Raw genomic sequence first — 20211 nt, forward strand, 5'->3', positions numbered from 1 at the left:
GCGAACACGGCTGACAGCAGGCCCCCGGGGTTCTTACGGTGGCGGCATGGCGACGTACACGCACGGCCACCACGAGAGCGTCCTGCGCTCGCACACCTGGCGCACGGTCGCGAACTCGGCGGCGTACCTGCGCGACCGCCTGCGGCCGGGGGCGGACGTGCTCGACGTGGGCTGCGGGCCGGGCACCATCACGACGGAGTTCGCGTCGCTGGTGGCGCCCGGCCGGGTGGTCGGGCTCGACGCGTCGGACGAGGTCATCGCCCAGGCCGCGGCGCAGAACGGCGCCGACGCCGTCGAGTTCCGCACCGGCGACGCCGCCGCGCTGCCGTTCGACGCCGCGAGCTTCGACGTCGTCCACGCCCACCAGCTGCTGCAGCACGTCGCCGACCCGGTCGCCGTGCTGCGCGAGCTGGCCCGGGTCGCCCGGCCCGGCGGCGTCGTGGCGGCGCGCGACTCCGACTACGCCGGCATGTTCTGGTACCCGCGGCTGCCCGGCCTGTCCGAGTGGCTGGAGCTGTACCGGACGCTGGCGCTGGGCAACGGCGGCGAACCGGACGCCGGTCGGCGGCTGCTCTCGTGGGCGCACGAGGCCGGGCTGCCCGACGTCACCGCCACCGCGAGCGTCTGGTGCTTCAGCACGCCGGAGGACCGCGCGTGGTGGGGCGGCCTGTGGGCCGACCGCGTCACGTCGTCGGCGTTCGCTGACCAGGCGGTCGGCCGTGGCCTCGCGACCACATCGGACCTCGACCGCCTGGCCACCGCGTGGCGCGAGTGGGCCGGTCACGCCGACGGCTGGTTCGTCGTTCCGCACGGTGAAATCATCGCCCGGGTCACCGGGTTCGAGTTCGTGCCATCGGCCTCACACCACTAGGGTTTCCCCGTGCTCACGATGCAGGACGCGCTGCTGGCGCTGACGAAGTACTGGACCGACCGGGGCTGCCTCATGGTGCAGCCGTTCAACACCGAGGTCGGCGCCGGAACCATGAACCCGGCCACCATCCTCCGGGTGCTGGGTCCGGAGCCCTGGCACGTCGCCTACGTCGAGCCCAGCGTCCGGCCCGACGACGCCCGGTACGGCGAGAACCCGAACCGGCTGCAGACGCACACCCAGTTCCAGGTCATCCTCAAGCCCGACCCGGGCGACCCGCAGGAGATCTACCTCGCCAGTCTCGAGGCGCTGGGCATCGACATCCACGCCCACGACATCCGCTTCGTCGAGGACAACTGGGCCTCGCCCGCCCTCGGCGCATGGGGGCTGGGCTGGGAGGTCTGGCTCGACGGCCTCGAGATCACCCAGTTCACCTACTTCCAGCAGGCCGGCGGGCAGACCCTCGACCCCGTCTCGGTCGAGATCACCTACGGCATCGAGCGCATCATCATGGCGCTGCAGGGCGTCAGCCACTTCAAGGACATCGAGTACGCGCCCGGCATCTCCTACGGCGAGGCGTTCGGCCAGGCCGAGTACGAGATGTCGCGCTACTACCTCGACGACGCCGACATCGAGGCCAACCGCCGGCTGTTCGACACCTACGCGGCCGAGGCCGAGCGCATGATCGCCGAGCGGCTGCCCGTTCCGGCGCACGTCTACGTGCTGAAGTGCTCGCATACGTTCAACGTCCTCGACTCCCGCGGCGCCATCAGCACCACCGAACGGGCCAAGGCGTTCGCCCGCATGCGCGGCCTGGCCCGCGAGGTGTCGTCGCTGTGGACGGCGCGGCGCGAGGAGCTCGGCCACCCGCTGGGCCTCGTGTCCCGCCCGGGTCGCGACGACGACGACGCCGAGCCGCTGCTGCCCGGCGTCCCGCACGCCGACCTGCCCGGCCCGGCGCCGCTGCTGTTCGAGATCGGCACCGAGGAGATGCCCCCGCACGAGGTCACCAACACGGTGGCCGCGGTGCGCGAGGCGGTCGCCACGAAGCTGGGCGCCACCCGACTCGGTCACGGGTCGATCGACGTCGTGGGCACGCCGCGGCGCGTCGTCGTCCAGGTCGACGCCGTCGAGCCGCGCGAGCCCGACGCCGACCGCACCGTCCGTGGCCCGCGGGTCGAGGCCGCCTACGACGCCGACGGCAACCCGACGAAGGCGCTGCTCGGGTTCGCCCGCGGCCAGGGCGTCGACGTCGACGACCTCTCGACCGCCGACTTCGGCGGCAACCAGCACGTCGTCGTCCGCGTGGTCGACGCCGGCCGTGGCGCGGTCGAGGTGCTGTCGTCGCTGCTCTCCGAGGTCGTGTCGGAGCTGCGGTCGGAGAAGAACATGCGGTGGAGCGACCCCGCGCTGTCCTTCACCCGGCCCATCCGCTGGCTCACCGCGCTGCTCGGCGACACCGTCGTGCCGGTGCGGGTGTCCGCGCTGGTCAGCGGCCGCACGACCCGCGTGCACCGCACCGCGCCGGAGCCCATCGTCACCGTGCCGTCCGCCGCCGGGTACCTCGAGTTCCTGGCCGGGCACGACATCGTCGCCGACCCCGCGGTCCGCCGGGCCGCCGTCGTCGAGGCCGCGTCTTCGCTGGCCGCGACCGTCGGCGGCGTCGTCGACACCGAGGCCGAGGCCGGGCTGATCGACGAGATCACCAACCTGGTCGAGGAGCCCAACGCGCTGCTCGGCGGGTTCGACACCCGCTACCTCGAGCTGCCCGAGCAGATCCTCACCACCGTCATGCGCAAGCATCAGCGCTACCTGCCGGTCCGCTCCGCCGACGGCACGCTGCTGCCGCACTTCGTCGCGGTCGCCAACGGCACGGTCGAGGCCGACGTCGTCCGCGCCGGCAACGAGGCGGTGCTGCGGGCCCGGTACGAGGACGCCGCGTTCTTCTGGCGGGCCGATCTCGAGGTGCCGCTCGACCAGTTCAAGGCCGGCCTCAGCAAGCTGACCTTCGAGGAGAAGCTGGGCTCGGTGGCCGAGCGGGCCGCTCGCATCGAGACAATCGCCGCCGACCTCGCCAAGGGTGTCGAGCTGTCCTCCGGCGACGCCGAGGCGCTGCTGCGGGCCGCCGCGCTGGCCAAGTTCGACCTGTCGTCGCAGATGGTGGTCGAGCTGTCCAGCCTGGCCGGCGTCATGGCTCGCGAGTACGCCGTGCGCGCCGGCGAGACGCCCGCCGTCGGGCAGGCGCTGTTCGAGATGGAGCTGCCGCGGTCGACGGCCGACGCGCTGCCGTCGACCACGCCGGGCGCCATCCTGGCGCTGGCCGACCGGTTCGACCTGCTCATGGCCATGTTCGCGCTCGGCGCCAAGCCCACCGGCAGCTCCGACCCGTTCGGGCTGCGGCGTGCCGCCCTCGGCGTCGTGCGGATCCTGCGCGAGACGCCGGCGCTGTCCGCCGTCACGGTCGACGGCGGCCTGGCGGTCGCGGCTGACCGGCTGCGTGCCCAGGGCATCGAGGTCTCCGACGACGCCGTCGCGGCCGCCCGCGAGTTCGTCGTGGCCCGGTTCGCCCAGCAGCTGCGCGACGAGGACGTCCCGGCCGACTTCGTCTCCGCGGTCCTGCCCGGCGCCGACGCGCCCGGCCAGGCCGTCGCGACGCTGGCCGCGGTGCGCGAGCGGGCCGGCGACGAGTCGTTCCGGGCGCTGGTGGCGGCGCTGCAGCGGATCAACCGCATCGTCCCGGCCGGCACCGCCGCGTCCTACGACCCGGCCGTGCTGACCGAGCCGGCCGAGCAGCGACTGGTCGAGGCCGTGTCGGCGCTGGGCGACCACTCCGGCCGCCCGCTCGCCGAGTTCGCCGACGCCGCCGGCGCGCTGGCCGACCCGGTGAACGCCTTCTTCGACGACATCCTGGTCATGGCCGAGGACCCCGCGGTGCGCTCATCGCGGCTCGGCCTGCTGGCGACCATCGGCGCGCACAGCCCGCGCACCGTCGACTGGGCCGCGCTCGACACCGCTCTCGGCTGACGTTGCGTCTCTCGGGCGGGCCTGCGGTCGTGGCCTGTGGGTCGTGGCCTTTGGGGCTGCGGCTCGTGTGATCGGGCCTGTGGGTCGCGGTCTGTCGGCTCCGGCCCGTCGTTGGCGGTCGGTCGCCGGTCGGTCGGCAGCGGTCTGTTCGTCGTCGTCTGTCAGTGCCCGCCCGTAGGGTGGGCACCCTCCCTATCGGGGCGGGGCATCACGGCGGTCCGCTGCGCGTGATGGTCGCGGACCAACCAGCCCGTCGTCAGCCGCGGATCGTCGTCACCGCGGCCGGCGGCCAGCTCGTCGAGGTAGCGGCGGTCGGCGTCGAGCCGGCGGCGCAGCTCCGCGTGGTCGCCAACATGGCCGTGACCGGGCACGACGTGACGCACGTCGTGCGCCAGCGACTCGAACAGGTCCAGCGCGTGATGGTAGTCGCCGAGCGGATCGGCCGCGTCGAGGTCCAGCAGCGGCACCTCCACGTCCGAGCACATGTCGCCGGCGATCAGCACCCCGTCGGCCAGGAGCGCGGCGTGGCCGGGTGCGTGCGCCCGGTGCTCGACGACCTCGACGCGGCGGCCGCGCCACGGGAGGCCGGTGCCGCCGCCGGGGACCGGGGTGAGCCGGGCGAACAGCTGGCCGTCCGTTCCGGGCGCGTCGGTGCGTGCCTCGGCCAGGCCGTCGTCGCGCCCGGCGGCAGCGGCGGCCGCGGAGGCTGCCGTCGCGAACCGGGGCACATCGCCGCCGAGCGCCCGGCTCCACAGCACGTGGTCCCAGTGCGGGTGGGTGGCGAAGCCGGCGGCGACGCGCAGTCTCCGCCCGGACAGGTCGGCGGCGAGCTCGTCCAGCTCGGCCGGCGTGATGCCCGGGTCGACGACCAGGCAGCTTCGCCAGGGACCGTCGCCAGGTCTCGCGGCCGGCTGCGCCGCCCTCCCGGCGTTGCCGGTCACCACGGTCGTGGTGCTGGTGCAGAACGCGTGAGTGGCGACCAGGACGTTGCGGGTCACTTCGGCAAGGCCGGCCATAGGCCGACGGTACCGGCCGGGGGCCGCCCGCGATGTCCCGCTAAGGCCAGCCTATCCTTGCTCCCATGTCGCTTCGTGTCGCGGGCCGCCGGCTCGCCCTCGTCCTGACCGTCCCGCTCCTGCTCCTCGCCGCCTGCGGGGGTGACGACGGTGACGACGGCGCCGCCGCCACGAGCGAGCCGGACCCGTCCTCGTCCGACGCGGCGAGCGGAGAGTTCCCCGCCTCCGTCGAGCACCGCTACGGCACCACCGAGCTGACGGAGGCGCCGCAGCGCGTGATCACGCTCGGCTTCAGCGACCAGGACGCCGTGCTGGCCTTCGGCGTCGCGCCGATCGCCGTCACCGACTGGTACGGCGAGCAGCCGCACGCGATCTGGCCGTGGGCGCAGGACGAGCTGGGCGACGCCGAGCCGGTCGTGCTCAACGAGGGCGCGTTCACCGGCATGCAGGACTTCGACTACGAGACCATCGCCGAGCTGGAGCCCGACCTCATCATCGGGCTCTACACCGGCATGACGCAGGAGGAGTACGACACGCTCTCGGTCATCGCGCCGACCGTCGCGTCGTCGCCGGACTACCCCGAGTACGGCATGCCGTGGCAGGAGACCACCCGCATGGTCGGGCAGATCCTCGGCCAGGCCGAGCGGGCCGACGAGCTCGTCGCCGCCGTCGACCAGCAGTTCGCCGACGCCGCGGCGGCCCACCCGGAGTTCGCCGGCGTCGAGATGGTCGTCGCCGAGCAGTTCGAGCCCGGGTCGTCGTTCGCCCGCAGCGCCACCGACCCGCGCACCGTCTTCATGACCCAGCTCGGCTTCGTGCTGCCAGCCGACATCGCCGAACTGGCCGGCGACCTCGACGGCGCGCCGATCAGCGACGAGCTGATGACCCAGCTCGACCGCGACCTCCTCATCTGGAACGTCGGGCACGAGGCCACCCTGCGCGAGCAGATCGAGGCCAAGCCGCTCTACGACCAGCTCCAGGTCGTTCAGGACGGGCGGGTGTTGTTCATCGAGGACCCGCTGGTGTCCGGCGCTCTGACGTGGTCGTCGGTGCTCAGCCTCCCGTACGCGCTGGAGCAGCTGGTGCCGCAGCTCGCCACCGTCGTCGGCGGCGCCTAGATGAGTGAGTCCGTATGGGCTCGTCGGGCAGTGTGTGGCTGTGGCGCCGGGCGGCATGGCCGATGTGGGCAGGCGATGGCGCTCGTTGTGTCGCCGGAACAGCAACAACAGGGCCACCACCATCGTGCTACCCGTTCCACACCCGGGCGCGAGACACCTCACCCGCGTCAGGACCGGACCGAGTCCCGAACAACGCACTGAAAGTGGCCCGCGGCGGGTGAGGTGCATCCGCACCGACCGAGGAACGCTCCCAACACGCTTCAGCCCAGCCGCCCACACCCGGCATCACCGCACGACGACCCCGCTCACGACCTCCAACGATCAATCGGACTCACTCATCTAGGACGCGGGGGAGCGGGCCCAGAACAGTTCGTGCCCGCTCCCGCCCTCCGGGACGAACTCCTGCCGCTCGACGGTGAGGCCGGCGGCCTCGAGCCACTCCCGGTACGTCGCGGCGTCGGCGTGACTCCACCACATGGTCGCGCCGCCGCCGAGCCAGTCGTCCTCGCTGCCGGTCCAGGCGTCGTGACCGGTGGTGGCCACGAACAGCCCGCCCGGCCGCAGCCAGCCGGCGATCCGCTCCAGCAGCGGCGGCTGTTCGGCCAGCGGGATGTGGATCAGCGCGTACAGGCACACGACGGCGTCGAACGCGCCGGCCGGGAGCTCGACCGTCGTCGCGTCGGCGGCGAGGAACGTCGCGCCGGGCACCAGCGCGCGGGCGCGAGCGATCTGCACCTCGCTGAGATCCACGCCGGTGACGGCGAACCCGGCGGCGGCGAGGTCGCGGGCCACCGGGACGCCGTTGCCGCAGCCCAGGTCCAGGACGCTCGCGGCCCGCGGCAGCCGGCCGGTGAGCTCGTCGACCCACCGGCGGTGGCTCTCCGGGTCAGCGTCGTCGGCCCGATAGTGGTGCGAGACGGCGTCGTAGCCGCGGCGGACGATCTCTTTGGCGTCGATGTCACGCTGATCGGTCACGGCTGGTCACGCTACTCCGTCGATCTTCATGAGAATCGCGGCAAATCGGGCGAAAGTTCTTCCGAGGTGACGAAGATCGCGCTACCGTCCGGGGCTTTGGTGTGGGCCGTACCTACGGCCTATGTATCCGAAGTTCCGAAGGGGGGCGACCTTGCGAAAGGTCACCATAGCGATCATGGCCGGACTGGCCCTGCTGTTCGGCGGCGCATTGCCGTCGTGGGCAGAGGTGCCCGACCCGGCGACGTCCACCGAAGCACGTGACGAGGCCAAGGCACCTGACGCGACCAACTGCGACGACTACGCGCAACCGTTCGACGGTGAGTCGTGGTGCGATCCTGGTGTCGAGGACTACGACTGCGATGACATCCCGCAGGAGTACTGGCCGATCCAGCTCGTTCCGGGGTCCGACGACCCGTATGGCCTCGACGGCGACGGAGACGGGTGGGCCTGCGGTGACCCGCCGGGCGGTGGCGAAGAGGAGCCGCCGGCCGAGGAGCCGCCGGCGGACGAGCCGGGTCCGTGCGCCCACTACGCCGACTCCGCGGCGTGGTGCAGCGACACCCACGGCGACTACGACTGCCCGGACATCGACGACGCCTACAAGCCGATCGAGCTGTTCGACGCCGAGCTGGACCCGTTCCACCTGGACCGGGACTCCGACGCGGTCGGGTGCGAGACCGGTGAGGACGACGACGGCGGCACGGATGACGACGACGCAGGCGACGACGGTGCCGGGGCGGGCGCCGGGGGCGGCACGGCCGCGGGCGGCACGGCCGACGGTGACGGCGAAGCACTGCCGAACACCGGCGCAGGCGACCTCGCACCGCTCTGGCTCGGGGCCGTCGCGCTGCTGGCGGCCGGTGCGTTGCTGGTGATGCGCCGGACGGCGGCCCAGCGCTAGCTGAGTGAGTCCGATTGTGCCAGCCGGGCGAGCTGGTGCACCGGGTGAGTTCCTCGCCGTCTTGCGCGCGTCGGGAGGGGGTTGTGCCCGCTCTGGCGGGACAGACTCCCTCCCGACGGCTGGGCCGGGCGCGTTCCTGGCGTGCGTGAAGGGTGAGTGACTACTGCTGCGGCGGCAGTAACTCACCCTCGACGGTCACGACGGGTGGTCCGGCGCAGCCACAGCGGCGCCGGACCACCCGCCGTCAGGAACGGTCGAGGTTCTCGCGCAGCCAGTCGCCGCACTCGCGCGAGAAACCGACCCACGACGCTGGCGCCCCGGTCACCTCGATGACCAGCAGCTCGTCGTCGGGGTGCATGTGCAGCCACAGCGCGTCGCGGACCTGGGTGAGGCTCATTCGCGTCTCGACCAGCCAGGTCGAGTCGAGACAGTGCCAGTACGCCCCGAATCCCTCGAGCGCGTCGAGCAGGTGGTCGTAGCTGTGTCCAGGCGTGTTGGCGTCGTAGCTGACCAGCATCATCGCCATGTCCAGCGTTCCTCCACGTGATCGGCGGCGAAGCGGCGAACGCTATCCAGGGGGTCGGACACAACGTGACGGGTGCGCTAAGGGCGCGGCCTTTGACAGTGCCGCCGCCGCGGCCCTACGGTAGCTCATACGTAGTAGCACTGGGTGAAGAGGGAGCGCATGGCCAAGCGTCGCGAACGGGCCCCACGCCAAGCGGATGTCGCCAGGTTGGCCGGGGTGTCGCAGTCGGCCGTGTCGAAGGTCATCGCCGGCGGCGCCGAGGCGGCACGTATCCCCGAGGCCACGCGCCGGAAGGTGCTCGAGGCGGTCAGGGAGCTCGGCTACGTCGCGAATCCGTCGGCGCGCAGCCTGCGCAACAAGCGCAACATGCTCCTCGGCGTCCACACCTTCGAGCCGGTCTTCCCGCATGCGCGGGAGAGCTTCTTCTTCGAGTTCCTGCTCGGCATCGAGGAGCGCGCCGAAGAGCTGGGCTACGACCTCGTGCTGTTCACCTCGACCGGCGCGTCCGACGGCCGGCGACGGGTGTATCGCAACGGCGTCAACCGCCTGAACCTCGCCGACGGCAGCGTGCTGCTCGGCGCCGTGACGGACAAGGGCGATCTCGCGCGGCTGGCGGGCGAGGGATATCCGTTCGTGCACATCGGCCGCCGGGAGGTTCCCGGCGCCGAGTTCCCCTGCGTCGTGCCCGACTACCGTGGCGTCACCGGCGAGATCGTCGACATGCTGGCTGACCAGGGGCACCGCCACCTCGCCTATCTGCGCGCCACCTTCGGCCTGGAGCCGTACGAGGACCGCCGGCGCGGTTACGCCGAGGCGGTCGCCCGGCTGGGTCTCCAAGACCGCTCGCCGGGGGCGCGCGGTGAGTCCGGCCTGACCACGGAATGGATCGAAGAGCTGATCAGCGGCCCCGAGACCGCCGTCGTGGCCGAGAGCCTGCCGCTTGCCGACCTGCTGGCCGCCGAGCTGCGGATCCGAGGTCTGCGCATACCCCGCGATCTGTCCGTCGTCGTGCTCGAGGACCTGGCGCCGGAGGTCACGACGCCGTGGGTCGCCCTGCAGATCCCCAGAGTCCAGATCGGCCGCACGGCGATCGATGTGCTGGTCGACGTGCTGGAAGACCCCGACGGTGTCGCCGAGAGCACCGTCGTGCCGTGTTCGGTCGTGCCGGGGGCCACGGTCGCCCCGGCCCCGCGTTGACGACATCACCACGACTCCGGGCTCGCGTGCCCGGATGAGGAGGGACCATGCTCGATTCCGTCTCCGGCAGCGCCCTCGACGAGCAGTTGCTGGGCCTCGTCGAGAAGCTGTCGCTCCAGCAGCAGGTCCGCCTGCTGACCGGGGCCGACTTCTGGCACCTTCCGGCCGAGCCCGCGATCGGCCTGCGCTCGATCAGGCTGTCCGACGGGCCGTCCGGCATCCGCGGCATCAGCTGGGAGGGCGAGGAGACCGCGCTGAACCTGCCGTCCGCGACGGCGCTCGGCGCCGGCTGGGACCCCGCTCTCGCCTACCGCTACGGAACGATGCTGGCGGCAGAGGCGCGCCGGATGGGCGCCGACGTGGTGCTCGGGCCGACGATCAACCTGCACCGCAGCCCGCTGGGCGGCCGGCATTTCGAGGCGTACTCGGAGGACCCGCTGCTGACGTCGCGCCTGGCGGCCGCGTACGTGCGCGGCGTTCAGGATGGCGGGGTGGGCGCCTGCCCGAAGCACTACGTCGCCAACGACTTCGAGAACGACCGGCACACCGCCAACGTCGTCGTGAGCGACCGGGCGCTGCGCGAGCTGTACCTCGCGGCGTTCGAGGACACCGTCGTCGAAGAGCGGCCGTGGCTGGTCATGTCCGCCTACAACGGCGTCAACGGGGCCACCATGACGGAGAACCCGCTGCTGGCCGAGCCGTTGTGCGGCGAGTGGGGCTTCGACGGCGTGGTCGTCTCCGACTGGGGCGCGGTCACCAGCACGGAGCCGTCGGCGCTGGCCCGGCAGGACGTCGTCATGCCGGGTCCGGACGGTCACTGGGGAGACGTGCTGGTTGACGCGGTCCGCGGCGGCCGCGTGCCCGCGGAGGTGATCGCCGAGAAGGTGCTGCGCGTGCTGCGGCTGGCGGCCCGGGTCGGCGCGCTGGACGGGTTCGGGCCGGGCTCCGCCGCGGGCGCGGCGCAGGTCGCCGCCGGACCCGCGCTGGCGCGTGAGGTCGCCGCCGACGGCATGGTCCTGGTCCGCAACGAGGGCGAGCTGCCGTGGGACGCGGCGGCGTTGCGGTCGGTCGCGGTGGTCGGGCACAACGCGTTCATCGCTCGCAGTCAGGGCGGTGGCAGCGCGCACGTCCAACCCGACTACGTGGTCTCGCCGCTGGAGGGTCTGCGGCGCGCCCTGCCCGATGCCGACGTGCGCTGGGAGCTCGGCGCCCTCGTCCAGCCCGATCTGGCGCCGCTGCCGGCGGCGCGGCTCACCGACCCGGTCGACGGGACGCCGGGGGTGCGGGTCGTGTGCCGGGCCGCCGACGGAACGGTCGTGTTCACCGAGCACCGGCGCTCCGCCGACCTCGCCAGATTCGGCTCGACGCGGCTGGCGGACGTCGCCGTCGTCGAGCTGTCGACGAGCTACGTGCCGGAGGCCGGCGAGACGGTGCGGCTCGGTGTGGCCGCCGCGGGCCACGCCCGGCTGTCGATCGACGGAGTGACGCTGGTGGAGCGGCAGCTGGTGCACGACGGGCCCGACTTCGCCGGCGGACTGCTGTCGCCGCCGATCGCGAGCGCTCCCGTCGAGATGGTCGCCGGCCGTGCCGTCACCATCGAGGCGCGGGTCGAGCTGCCGGAGCGCGATCGCCCCGACGCGGCCGTCACGCTGATCGTCGGTGTCGACCTCGCGACGTCGTCGCCGGACGACGCGATCGTGGCCGCGGTCGAGGCCGCGCGCCGGGCTGACGTCGTGGTGGCCGTCGTCGGAACCAGCAGCGACATGGAGAGCGAGAGCTTCGACCGGACCACACTGGCGCTGCCGGGCCGGCAGGACGAGCTGGTCAGCGCCGTCGCGGCGGCGAATCCGCGCACGGTGGTCGTGGTGAACGCGGGCGCGCCGGTGTTGATGCCCTGGCGCGACGAGGTCGCGGCCGTCGTGCTGGCGTGGTTCGGCGGGCAGGAGGTCGGGCACGCGATCGCCGACGTGCTGCTCGGGGCGTCCGAGCCGGGCGGGCGGCTGCCGACCACCTGGCCGGCGACCGAGGCCGACGTCCCGGTGCTGGACACGACGGCCGTCGACGGTGACGTCGTCTATGACGAAGGTGTCCATGTCGGCTATCGCGCCTGGCTGCGCGACGGCGGCATCCCGGCCTACCCGTTCGGGGCCGGGCACGGGTACACGACGTGGGACCTGTCGGATCCGCGGGTCGAACCCCGGGCCGACGGCGGGGTCGACGTGCACGTCACCGTGCGCAACACCGGCTCGCGGGCGGGCAAGCACGTCGTGCAGGCGTATCTCTCCCGGCCCGGCAGCGCCGTCGGCCGCCCGGTCCGCTGGCTGGCCGGCTTCGCCGTGGTGCGCGCGGCGGCCGGCGCCGAGCAGGCGGTGACGATCCAGCTGCGGCGCCGCGTTTTCGAGTACTGGGAGGCCGGCTGGCACGTGGAGCCGGGGGAGCACCTGGTCCAGGTCGGACATCACGTCGATGACCTTCCGCTCGTCGAGATGGTCACGATCGGCCGTTGACATCCGGGCGATTCCACCCCTAGATTCTGCTCATACGTAATAGCGCGCTTCTACAGCGGTGATCTCGCTGCTACTACGTATTCCCAGCGAACGGTGCGAAGGAGTTCAGGCGTGGCTCGTGATCAGGAGATGAGCGCGGACGTCGTCGTCGTGGGCGGCGGCCTCGGGGGCGTGGCCGCAGCGCTGGCGGCGGCCCGGTCCGGATTCCGTGTCGTCATCACCGAGGAGACCGACTGGATCGGTGGGCAGCTGACCGCCCAGGGCGTGCCGTCCGACGAGCACCCGTGGATCGAGCGGTTCGGCTGCACCGCCAGCTATCGCGCGCTGCGCGAGGGCATCCGCGACTACTACCGTCACTGGTACCCGGTCACGGCGCGGGCCCGGGCGGCGCGGGCCTTCAATCCCGGCAACGGCCGCGTCAGCCAGCTCTGCGCGGAGCCGCGGGTCGGCCTGGCGGTTCTGGAGGGGATGCTGGCGCCGCACCGGGCCGACGGCCGCATCGAGGTCCGGACGCGGCATCGCCCGGTCAGCGCGACGACCGAGGGCGACACGGTCACCAGCGTCGTCGTCCACGACCTGGACAACGACGTCCGGCTCACGCTCGTCGCGCCGTACATCCTCGACGCCACCGAGACGGGGGAGTTGCTCCCGCTCACGGGCACCGAGTACGTGACCGGTTTCGAGTCCCGGGACAGTACCGGCGAGCCGTCGGCGCCGGCCGAGGCGCAGCCGGCCAACATGCAGGCGGTGTCCTGGTGCTTCGCCATCGAGCACCGCGCCGGTGAGAACCACACCATCGACAAGCCGGACGACTACGCGTTCTGGCGCACCTATCAGCCGTCCTACTGGCCCGGCCCCATGTTCGGCATGGTCGCGCCGTCCCCGTGGGACCTGAAGCCGGCCGAGCGAACGTTCATCCCGCACGGCGACACCGCGCACATCGGCGCCGACCGCGACCTCTGGCAGTTCCGGCGCGTCCTCGACCGCGCCAACTTCGCGCCCGGTGCGTTCGCGAGCGACCTGGTGATCGTGAACTGGCCGATGATCGACTACGTCGAGGGCCCGGTGATTCCGGTCGAGGACGGCACCGGGGCGGGCGTCGACGCCGAGGCCGCCGCCGGGCACGCCGCGGGCGCACTGCGGATGAGCCGCAGCTTCCTCTACTGGCTGCAGACCGAGCTGCCCACGGCCGACGGCGGCACGGGCCTGCCCGGCCTGCGGCTGCGCGGCGACGTCTTCGGCACCGACCACGGCATGGCCAAGGCGCCGTACATCCGGGAGTCGCGGCGGATCGCCGCCGAGTACACCGTCGTCGAACAGGACGTCGCGCTCGCGCAGCGCGGCGACCGGGGCGCGGCGCGGTACGCCGACTCGGTGGGCATCGGGTCCTACCGGATCGACCTGCACCCGTCGACCGGCGGCGACAACTACATCGACGTCGCGGCGACACCGTTCCAGATTCCCCTGGGCGCCCTGCTTCCGGTCCGGACGCGCAACCTCCTGCCGGCGGCGAAGAACATCGGCACCACCCACATCACCAACGGCAGCTACCGGCTGCACCCGGTCGAGTGGAACGTCGGCGAGTCCGCCGGCCTGTTGGCGGCGTACTGCCTGACCCACGGCACCACCCCCCACCAGGTGCGCGCGGACACCGAGCACCTCAGCGCGTTCCAGACGACCCTGACCGATCACGGCGTCGAGCTGGCCTGGCCCGACGTCCGCGGCTACTGACCGCCCCCACGGCGCCGCCGCCTGCGCGCGGCCGGCCGCCTCGAAGCGTGACTCCTGTGCACTCATGTCGAAGGAGACTGAGATGGACGCAAACCTCAGCCGCCGCCAGCTACTCCGGGCCGGTGGGGCATTGGCACTGGTCGCAGCGGTGCCGGCCTGTTCGTCGTCGGGATCCGGCGCTGGCGGCCCGACTCCCGCGAGCGCCACGAACGGCCCGGAGGCGCCCAGCCTCAAGGCGCTGGTCGACGCCGGCCAGCTGCCTCCGGTGGCCGATCGGCTGCCGGCCAACCCGCTGGTCGTCGAGCCCGTGGACCGCATCGGACCGTACGGCGGCACCTGGCGCAACGGCATGGTCGGCGCTCAGCCGTTCCGGCTGGACTACTCGGTCGCGTACGAGAACCTGGTCCGCTGGAACCGCGACTGGACCGAAATCATCCCCAACGTCGCGGAGTCGTTCGAGGCCAGCGCCGACGTCACGCAGTTCACCTTCGTGCTCCGCGAAGGCCTCAAATGGTCGGACGGACAGCCGTTCACGGCCGACGACATCGTCTTCGCCTACGACGACCTGGTCAACAACCCGGACGTGATGCCCGAGGGGCTGGGCATGTTCCGGTCCGGGGACGCGATGGCGACACTGGAGAAGGTCGACGACCGCACCGTGCGGTTCACCTTCGCCGCGCCGTACGCGCTGTTCCTCGACGCCATCGCCAACCAGCCGCACAACGTCCTGACCCGGCTGCCCAAGCACTACCTCCAGCAGTACCACCTCGCCCTCAACCCCGACGCGGACGCCGCCGCGCAGGCGAATGACTTCTCGGGGTGGGCCGAGGCGCTGCAGCACGCGATCGGCGGCGAAGCCCTCTGGGCCGACGTGAATCTGCCGCGACTGCACGCCTGGGTGCCCACGACGCCGATCTCCGAGGCCAGCCAGATGACGTTCGAGCGCAACCCGTTCTACTGGAAGGTCGACCCCGAGGGCAGCCAGCTCCCGTACCTCGACGGCATCGAGTTCGGGATCGTCCAGGACGAGCAGGTGCTGCTGCTCAACACCGTCCAGGGCGAGATCGACATGATCGAGCGTGTGGTCACGACCACCGCGAACAAGCCGGTGCTCGCGGCCGATCGCGAGACCGGCGGCTACGACTTCTTCGACCTCATCCCCGACAAGATCAACACCTGCACCATCCTGCTCAACCAGAACTGCAAGGACGAGGTCAAGCGGGCGGTCTTCCAGAACCGCGACTTCCGCATCGGCCTGTCACATGCGATCAACCGGCAGGAGATCATCGACGCGGTCTTCGCCCGGCAGGGCGAGCCGTGGCAGCCGGCGGCGTTGCCGGACAGTCCGGTGTACGACGAAGAATTCGGCCGGCAGTACACCGAGTACGACGTCGATCTCGCCCGTCAGCACCTCGACGCGGCCGGGCTGAGCGAGACCGACGGCGACGGCCGGCGGCTCGGCCCCGACGGGAGCCCGATCGGCATCCGGATCCTCGCGCCCAGCGACCAGAAGCCGGAGCTCACCGACGCGATGCAGCTGATCAAGACGCACTGGGCGGAGGTCGGCGTCGAGCTGTCCATCCAGAGCGAGGCGAGCGAGCACCGGTACGAGATCCTCGACGCCAACGACCAGGAGGCGCACGTCTGGGACGGCGACGGCGGCCTGAACCCCGTCACCACCCCGCAGTACTTCATGCCCTCCGGCGGCGCGGACAACGCGTTCGGTGTCCTGTGGGACCGCTGGTACGTGTCCGACGGCACGGACCCGGCCGGCCTGGAGCCGCCGGTCCACGTGGTCGAGCAGCGCGAGCTCTACGACCAGTTGCGCGTGGAGCCCGATGCCGACCGGCGGGTCGAGTTGATGCGTCAGGTGCTCGCGATCTCACGCGAGCAGTTCCACCTGATCGGCGTCAGCACACCCCTGACGGGATACGGCGTGGTCAAGAACACCTTCCACAACATGCTCGGCGAGACGTACTTCGCCGCCAACTTCCCGTACCCGGGTGTCGCCAATCCCGAGCAGTTCTTCATCCAGGGCTGACCGGGCGGCCACTGTGCTGACCTTCATCGCGCGCCGCTGCCTGGTCATGGTGCCGACGCTGTTCGCCATCTCCGTCGTGGCGTTCCTCATCATCCAGCTGCCGCCGGGCGACTACCTGACCACGATGGTCACCCGGCTGGAGGCCGAGGGCCAGCAGGTGGACGAGGCTATGCTGGCCGGCCTGCGGGACCGGTACGGCCTCGGCCGGCCCGTCCACGAGCAGTACCTGGCGTGGATGTCCGGGATCGTCCACGGTGACTTCGGGCAGTCGTTCGAGTACGGGACGAGCGTGTCGAGCCTGATCGCCGACCGGCTCCCGCTGTCGATCGTCCTCACCGTGTCGACGCTGCTCGCGACCTGGCTCATCGCGTTCCCGATCGGCCTCTACTCGGCCGTGCGGCAGTACTCGCCCGGCGACTATCTCGCGACGACGATCGGGTTCCTGGGCCTCGCGGTGCCGAACTTCCTCATCGCGCTGGGCCTGATGTACGTCATGCACACGGTGTTCGGGTACAGCGTCGGCGGGCTCTTCTCGCCGGAGTACAGGGACGCACCGTGGAGCCTGGCGAAGGTCGGCGACCTGGCCGCCCACCTGTGGATCCCGATCGTCGTGCTCGGTACCGCCGGAACGGCCGGGCTGATCCGGATCCTGCGGGCCAACGTGCTCGACGAGGTCCGCAAGCCGTACGTCGTCGCCGCCCGGGCCCGCGGTGTTCCGGAGCGGCGCCTGGTGTTCAAGTATCCGCTCCGGGTGGCACTGAACCCGTTCATCTCCACCGTCGGCTGGGTGCTGCCGGCGCTGCTGTCCGGTGAGGTGATCGTGGCGTCCGTGCTGAACCTGCCGACCACCGGGCCGCTCCTGCTCGGCGCTCTGCGCAGCCAGGACATGTACCTGGCCGGCTCGATCATCCTCATCGTCAGCGTGCTGACCGTGGTGGGCACGCTGCTGTCCGACGTCCTGCTCGCCCGGCTCGATCCCCGGGTCCGACTCGGGCACCGGTAGGGAGGCTCCCGATGACCGATCTGACGTCTCAGGCGCCGCCGCGCGAGCCGGATCCACCTCCGGAGTCGCCCGCGGCCGTGCCGGAGACCCCCGGGCGGCGATCCCGGGGCACGGCCTCGCAACGCAGACTCGTCTGGTGGCGGTTCAAGCAGCACCGGCTCGCCATGGCCGGGCTGATCGTCACCGCGGGCATCTACGTCGTGGCGGTCTTCGCCGGATTCCTCGCGCCCTTCAGCTCCAGCACGTTCGACCCCGAGTACACCTACGCCCCGCCGCAGCGGCTGCACGTCGTCGACCGGTCCGGCGGCGACTGGGACTGGGGCCTGTTCGTCCACGGATACCGCTCCACCGTCGACGACGAGACGCTGGAGCTCACCTTCGAGCCCGACGAGTCCCAGAAGATCGACGTCGGCCTGTTCGTGAAGGGCGAGGAGTACGAGATCCTCGGCCTCATCCCCTGGGACCGGCACCTCATCGGCCCGACGAACCCGGACGATCCGATGTACCTGCTCGGCGGGACCCGGACGGGGCACGACCTGCTGTCCCGGATGATCCACGGCACCACCGTGTCGATGAGTATCGGGCTGGTCGGGGTGGCGATGGCGTTCGTCCTGGGCGTGACCCTCGGCGGGATCTCCGGCTACGTCGGCGGCAGGACCGACCTGGCGATCCAGCGTCTCGTCGAGTTCTTCATGTCCGTGCCCAGCATCCCGTTGTGGCTGGGGCTGGCCGCCGCGCTGCCACCCGAGTGGGGGCCGATGCAGCGCTACTTCGCCATCACGACGATCCTGGCCGCGATCGCCTGGACCGACCTCGCCCGGGTCGTGCGGGGGCGGTTCCTGTCACTGCGCAACGAGGAGTTCGTGACGTCCGCGCGCCTGGACGGCAGCAGCCGCCAGCGGGTGATCTTCCGCCACATGATGCCGTCGTTCAGCAGCCATCTGATCGCCTCCGTGACGCTGTCGGTCCCCGGCATGATCCTGGCGGAGACCTCGCTCAGCTTCCTGGGTCTGGGCCTGCAGGCACCCGTGGTGTCGTGGGGCGTCCTGCTGCAGGACGCCCAGAACATCCGCGCCATGGCGACCGCGCCGTGGCTGCTCCTGCCAGGCCTGTGCGTGATCGTCTCGGTGCTGGCCCTGAACTTCGTCGGCGACGGCCTGCGCGACGCCGCCGACCCGTACAAGAGATGAGGTCGGTCGGGGATGAGTGCTGCCAGTGCGGTCGGCGACGGACCGCTGCTCGAGATCGATGGGCTGAAGACCCAGTTCTTCACCCGTGAGGGGACGGTTCGGGCCGTCGACGGCGTCAGCCTGTCCGTGCCGCGCGGTGCGACCGTGTGCGTCGTCGGCGAGTCCGGCTGCGGGAAGAGCGTGACGGCGCGGTCGGTGCTCGGGCTGGTCGACGAGCCCGGCCGGATCGTCGGCGGACGGATCCGGTGGCGGCCCGCGGGCGGCGATGAGGTCGATCTCGCGACGCTCGAGCCGACGAGCGAACGGATGCGCCGGATTCGCGGCGGTGAGATCTCGATGGTCTTCCAGGAGCCGATGGCGTCGCTGTCTCCGATGCATACCGTCGGGTCGCAGCTGGTCGAGGCGATCCGCCTGCATCTCCCGCTCGGCAGGGCGGAGGCGCGCGACCGGGCCGTCGAGTTGCTGCGCAGGGTGGGCATCCCGCGCCCGGAGGCACGGATGGAGGCGTACTCGTTCCAGCTCTCCGGCGGCATGTGCCAGCGCGTGATGATCGCGATCGCGCTGGCCTGCGACCCGGCGCTGCTGATCGCCGACGAGCCGACCACGGCGTTGGACGTCACCACCCAGGCGCGCATCATCGACCTGCTGCGCGACCTGCAGGCGCGGTCGGGCATGTCGGTGCTGTTCATCACCCACGACCTCGGCGTCGTCGCCGAGATCGCCGACGAGGTGGTCGTCATGTACCTGGGCACCGTCGTCGAACGCGGTGGCGTCGACGAGATCTTCCACGATCCCAAGCACCCGTACACGCGGGCGCTGATCGGTTCCGTCCCGCGGATGGGCCGGGGTTCCCGGCAGCGGCTGACGACCATCCGCGGAACGGTGCCTCATCCGTCCGACCGCCCCGCAGGCTGCGCGTTCCATCCGCGCTGCGATGTGGCCGTCGCCGGCGTCTGTGACCGCACCGACCCGCCCGACGCGGTCGTGGGCCCGGCCAGGACGGCGCGCTGCGTGCTGTACGACCCGGTCGCGGTGTCAGCGTCGCCGCCGGCCGACGGGTCGGGTGTGACGCCATGACCGCGCCGATCCTCGAGGTCCAGGACCTGCATGTACGTTTCCCCGTCAAGCGGGGGCTGTTCGGCCGCACCGTCGGTCACGTCCGCGCCGTCGACGGCGTCGACCTCGCGATCCAGCCCGGTGAGACGCTCGGCCTCGTGGGCGAGTCGGGCTGCGGCAAGACCACGCTGGGCCGCAGCATCGCCCGCATCATCAGCCCCACCGCGGGCCTGATCCGCTATCGCGACGCCGCGGGCGACGAGGTCGACCTCACCACCGCGCGGAACCGTGACCTGCGTGAACTGCAACGCCAGATCAGGGTCGTGTTCCAGGACCCGTTCTCGTCGCTGAACCCCCGCATGACGCTCCTGCAGGTGATCGGCGAACCACTGCGCAATCACAACGTGGCCACCGGATCCGAGCTCGAGGACCGCGTGGCCGGCATGCTGAGCAGGGTCGGGCTGTCGCCGAAGTACCTGCACCGGTATCCGCACGCGTTCTCCGGCGGGGAACGGCAGCGGGTCAACATCGCGAGGGCGCTGATCCTCGAGCCGCGGCTGGTGATCGCCGACGAGCCGGTGTCCGCCCTCGACGTCTCCGTCCGGGCGCAGATCCTCAACCTGCTGCGCGACCTGCAGGAGGAGCTCGGCCTGACGTACCTGTTCATCTCGCACGACCTGTCGGTGGTCGAGAGCGTCTGCGACCGGGTCGCGGTGATGTACCTCGGCCGGATGGTCGAGGTGGCCCCGACCGACGAGCTCTACACGCGGCCGCGCCACCCCTACACCGAAGCGCTCCTCTCCGCGGTGCCCCGGCCCGATCCGCGGCTGCGGGACGCCGGGCGCCGCATCCGCCTCGCGGACGACCTCCCAGACCCGGCGGACCCGCCGCCCGGGTGCACCTTCCACACCCGTTGCGCGTACGCGGTGCCCGGCAGCTGCGACGTGCCGGGCGGCGCGCCCGCGCTGGAGCGGACGGGGCCCGGCCACCGGGCGGCATGTCTGCGCACCGACGACCTCAGCCTCGCGGGCATCGAACCCGATCCCGTCTGACGACGA

At 71.8% G+C, this 20211-nt stretch carries 15 protein-coding genes; 12 read left to right on the plus strand and 3 right to left on the minus strand.

All coding sequences use genetic code 11. From position 1 onward, the window contains the following. Positions 1–46: 46 nt before the first annotated feature. The gene (locus DZA62_RS18655; RefSeq protein ID WP_116950424.1) at positions 47–871 is read left to right on the plus strand and encodes a methyltransferase domain-containing protein; all 825 of its coding nucleotides are present in this window, start codon (positions 47–49) and stop codon (positions 869–871) included. Positions 872–889: 18 nt separating this feature from the next. Further along, positions 890–3892, plus strand: a complete 3003-nt coding sequence (locus tag DZA62_RS18660; RefSeq protein ID WP_116950602.1) for a glycine--tRNA ligase — start codon at positions 890–892, stop codon at positions 3890–3892. A 161-nt stretch (positions 3893–4053) separates the two neighbouring features. Here DZA62_RS18660 and DZA62_RS18665 read toward each other — a convergent pair whose 3' ends face one another. Further along, on the minus strand, positions 4054–4908 hold the full coding sequence (locus DZA62_RS18665; RefSeq protein ID WP_157987759.1) for an MBL fold metallo-hydrolase: 855 nt from the start codon (positions 4906–4908) through the stop codon (positions 4054–4056). 65 nt (positions 4909–4973) lie between these two features. Here DZA62_RS18665 and DZA62_RS18670 point away from each other — a divergent pair, with 65 nt between their 5' ends. After that, positions 4974–6026, plus strand: a complete 1053-nt coding sequence (locus DZA62_RS18670; RefSeq protein WP_116950426.1) for an iron-siderophore ABC transporter substrate-binding protein — start codon at positions 4974–4976, stop codon at positions 6024–6026. A gap of 339 nt (positions 6027–6365) precedes the next feature. On the opposite strand, the gene DZA62_RS18675 is transcribed toward DZA62_RS18670, so the two are convergent. Continuing rightward, positions 6366–7001, minus strand: coding sequence for a class I SAM-dependent methyltransferase (locus DZA62_RS18675; RefSeq protein ID WP_198663938.1), 636 nt, complete (start codon positions 6999–7001; stop codon positions 6366–6368). 175 nt (positions 7002–7176) lie between these two features. Between DZA62_RS18675 and DZA62_RS18680 the strand changes: the two genes are divergently transcribed. Further along, positions 7177–7902 (plus strand): LPXTG cell wall anchor domain-containing protein, encoded by a 726-nt coding sequence (locus DZA62_RS18680; protein ID WP_116950427.1) that lies wholly within the window; start codon positions 7177–7179, stop codon positions 7900–7902. A gap of 244 nt (positions 7903–8146) precedes the next feature. Here the strand turns inward: DZA62_RS18680 and DZA62_RS18685 are convergent, their stop codons facing one another. After that, entirely contained in the window at positions 8147–8428 is a 282-nt protein-coding gene (locus DZA62_RS18685; RefSeq protein WP_116950428.1) for a SinR family protein, read from the minus strand. Positions 8429–8587: 159 nt separating this feature from the next. Between DZA62_RS18685 and DZA62_RS18690 the strand changes: the two genes are divergently transcribed. The 8 genes from DZA62_RS18690 to DZA62_RS18725 all read left to right on the plus strand — a co-directional run bounded on the left by DZA62_RS18690 (position 8588) and on the right by DZA62_RS18725 (position 20205). Then, on the plus strand, positions 8588–9625 hold the full coding sequence (locus DZA62_RS18690; RefSeq protein ID WP_116950429.1) for a LacI family DNA-binding transcriptional regulator: 1038 nt from the start codon (positions 8588–8590) through the stop codon (positions 9623–9625). Between the two features lie 47 nt (positions 9626–9672). Beyond that, positions 9673–12132 carry a glycoside hydrolase family 3 C-terminal domain-containing protein gene (locus tag DZA62_RS18695; protein WP_116950430.1) on the plus strand — a complete coding sequence of 820 codons (2460 nt, stop codon included), beginning with the start codon at positions 9673–9675 and terminating at the stop codon, positions 12130–12132. 129 nt (positions 12133–12261) lie between these two features. Beyond that, positions 12262–13863, plus strand: coding sequence for an FAD-dependent oxidoreductase (locus DZA62_RS18700; RefSeq protein WP_116950431.1), 1602 nt, complete (start codon positions 12262–12264; stop codon positions 13861–13863). 82 nt (positions 13864–13945) lie between these two features. Continuing rightward, positions 13946–15904: an ABC transporter substrate-binding protein gene (locus tag DZA62_RS18705; protein WP_198663941.1), complete on the plus strand. Its 1959-nt coding sequence runs from the start codon at positions 13946–13948 to the stop codon at positions 15902–15904. Positions 15905–15917: 13 nt separating this feature from the next. Then, a complete protein-coding gene (locus tag DZA62_RS18710; protein ID WP_116950432.1) occupies positions 15918–16907 on the plus strand; it encodes an ABC transporter permease in 990 nt (329 codons plus the stop codon). An 11-nt stretch (positions 16908–16918) separates the two neighbouring features. Then, complete coding sequence (locus tag DZA62_RS18715; RefSeq protein ID WP_116950433.1) at positions 16919–18097, plus strand: ABC transporter permease; 1179 nt, start codon at positions 16919–16921, stop codon at positions 18095–18097. A gap of 12 nt (positions 18098–18109) precedes the next feature. Next, positions 18110–19174 carry an ABC transporter ATP-binding protein gene (locus DZA62_RS18720; RefSeq protein ID WP_116950434.1) on the plus strand — a complete coding sequence of 355 codons (1065 nt, stop codon included), beginning with the start codon at positions 18110–18112 and terminating at the stop codon, positions 19172–19174. Next, complete coding sequence (locus tag DZA62_RS18725; RefSeq protein WP_116950435.1) at positions 19171–20205, plus strand: ABC transporter ATP-binding protein; 1035 nt, start codon at positions 19171–19173, stop codon at positions 20203–20205. The genes DZA62_RS18720 and DZA62_RS18725 overlap by 4 nt, the downstream gene beginning before the upstream one ends. The last annotated feature ends 6 nt before the right edge of the window (positions 20206–20211 follow it).

The organism is Jiangella endophytica (assembly GCF_003427025.1).
Classification (GTDB): domain Bacteria; phylum Actinomycetota; class Actinomycetes; order Jiangellales; family Jiangellaceae; genus Jiangella; species Jiangella endophytica.

Excerpts from the sequence above, each read along its gene's own strand:
- DZA62_RS18715 (WP_116950433.1), top strand. The coding sequence starts at position 16,919 with ATGACCGATCTGACGTCTCAGGCGCCGCCGCGCGAGCCGGATCCACCT.
- DZA62_RS18665 (WP_157987759.1), bottom strand. The coding sequence starts at position 4,908 with ATGGCCGGCCTTGCCGAAGTGACCCGCAACGTCCTGGTCGCCACTCAC.
- DZA62_RS18685 (WP_116950428.1), bottom strand. The coding sequence starts at position 8,428 with ATGGCGATGATGCTGGTCAGCTACGACGCCAACACGCCTGGACACAGC.
- DZA62_RS18700 (WP_116950431.1), top strand. The coding sequence starts at position 12,262 with ATGAGCGCGGACGTCGTCGTCGTGGGCGGCGGCCTCGGGGGCGTGGCC.
- DZA62_RS18705 (WP_198663941.1), top strand. The coding sequence starts at position 13,946 with ATGGACGCAAACCTCAGCCGCCGCCAGCTACTCCGGGCCGGTGGGGCA.
- DZA62_RS18680 (WP_116950427.1), top strand. The coding sequence starts at position 7,177 with ATGGCCGGACTGGCCCTGCTGTTCGGCGGCGCATTGCCGTCGTGGGCA.
- DZA62_RS18690 (WP_116950429.1), top strand. The coding sequence starts at position 8,588 with ATGGCCAAGCGTCGCGAACGGGCCCCACGCCAAGCGGATGTCGCCAGG.
- DZA62_RS18695 (WP_116950430.1), top strand. The coding sequence starts at position 9,673 with ATGCTCGATTCCGTCTCCGGCAGCGCCCTCGACGAGCAGTTGCTGGGC.
- DZA62_RS18725 (WP_116950435.1), top strand. The coding sequence starts at position 19,171 with ATGACCGCGCCGATCCTCGAGGTCCAGGACCTGCATGTACGTTTCCCC.
- DZA62_RS18655 (WP_116950424.1), top strand. The coding sequence starts at position 47 with ATGGCGACGTACACGCACGGCCACCACGAGAGCGTCCTGCGCTCGCAC.
- DZA62_RS18670 (WP_116950426.1), top strand. The coding sequence starts at position 4,974 with ATGTCGCTTCGTGTCGCGGGCCGCCGGCTCGCCCTCGTCCTGACCGTC.
- DZA62_RS18720 (WP_116950434.1), top strand. The coding sequence starts at position 18,110 with ATGAGTGCTGCCAGTGCGGTCGGCGACGGACCGCTGCTCGAGATCGAT.
- DZA62_RS18660 (WP_116950602.1), top strand. The coding sequence starts at position 890 with ATGCAGGACGCGCTGCTGGCGCTGACGAAGTACTGGACCGACCGGGGC.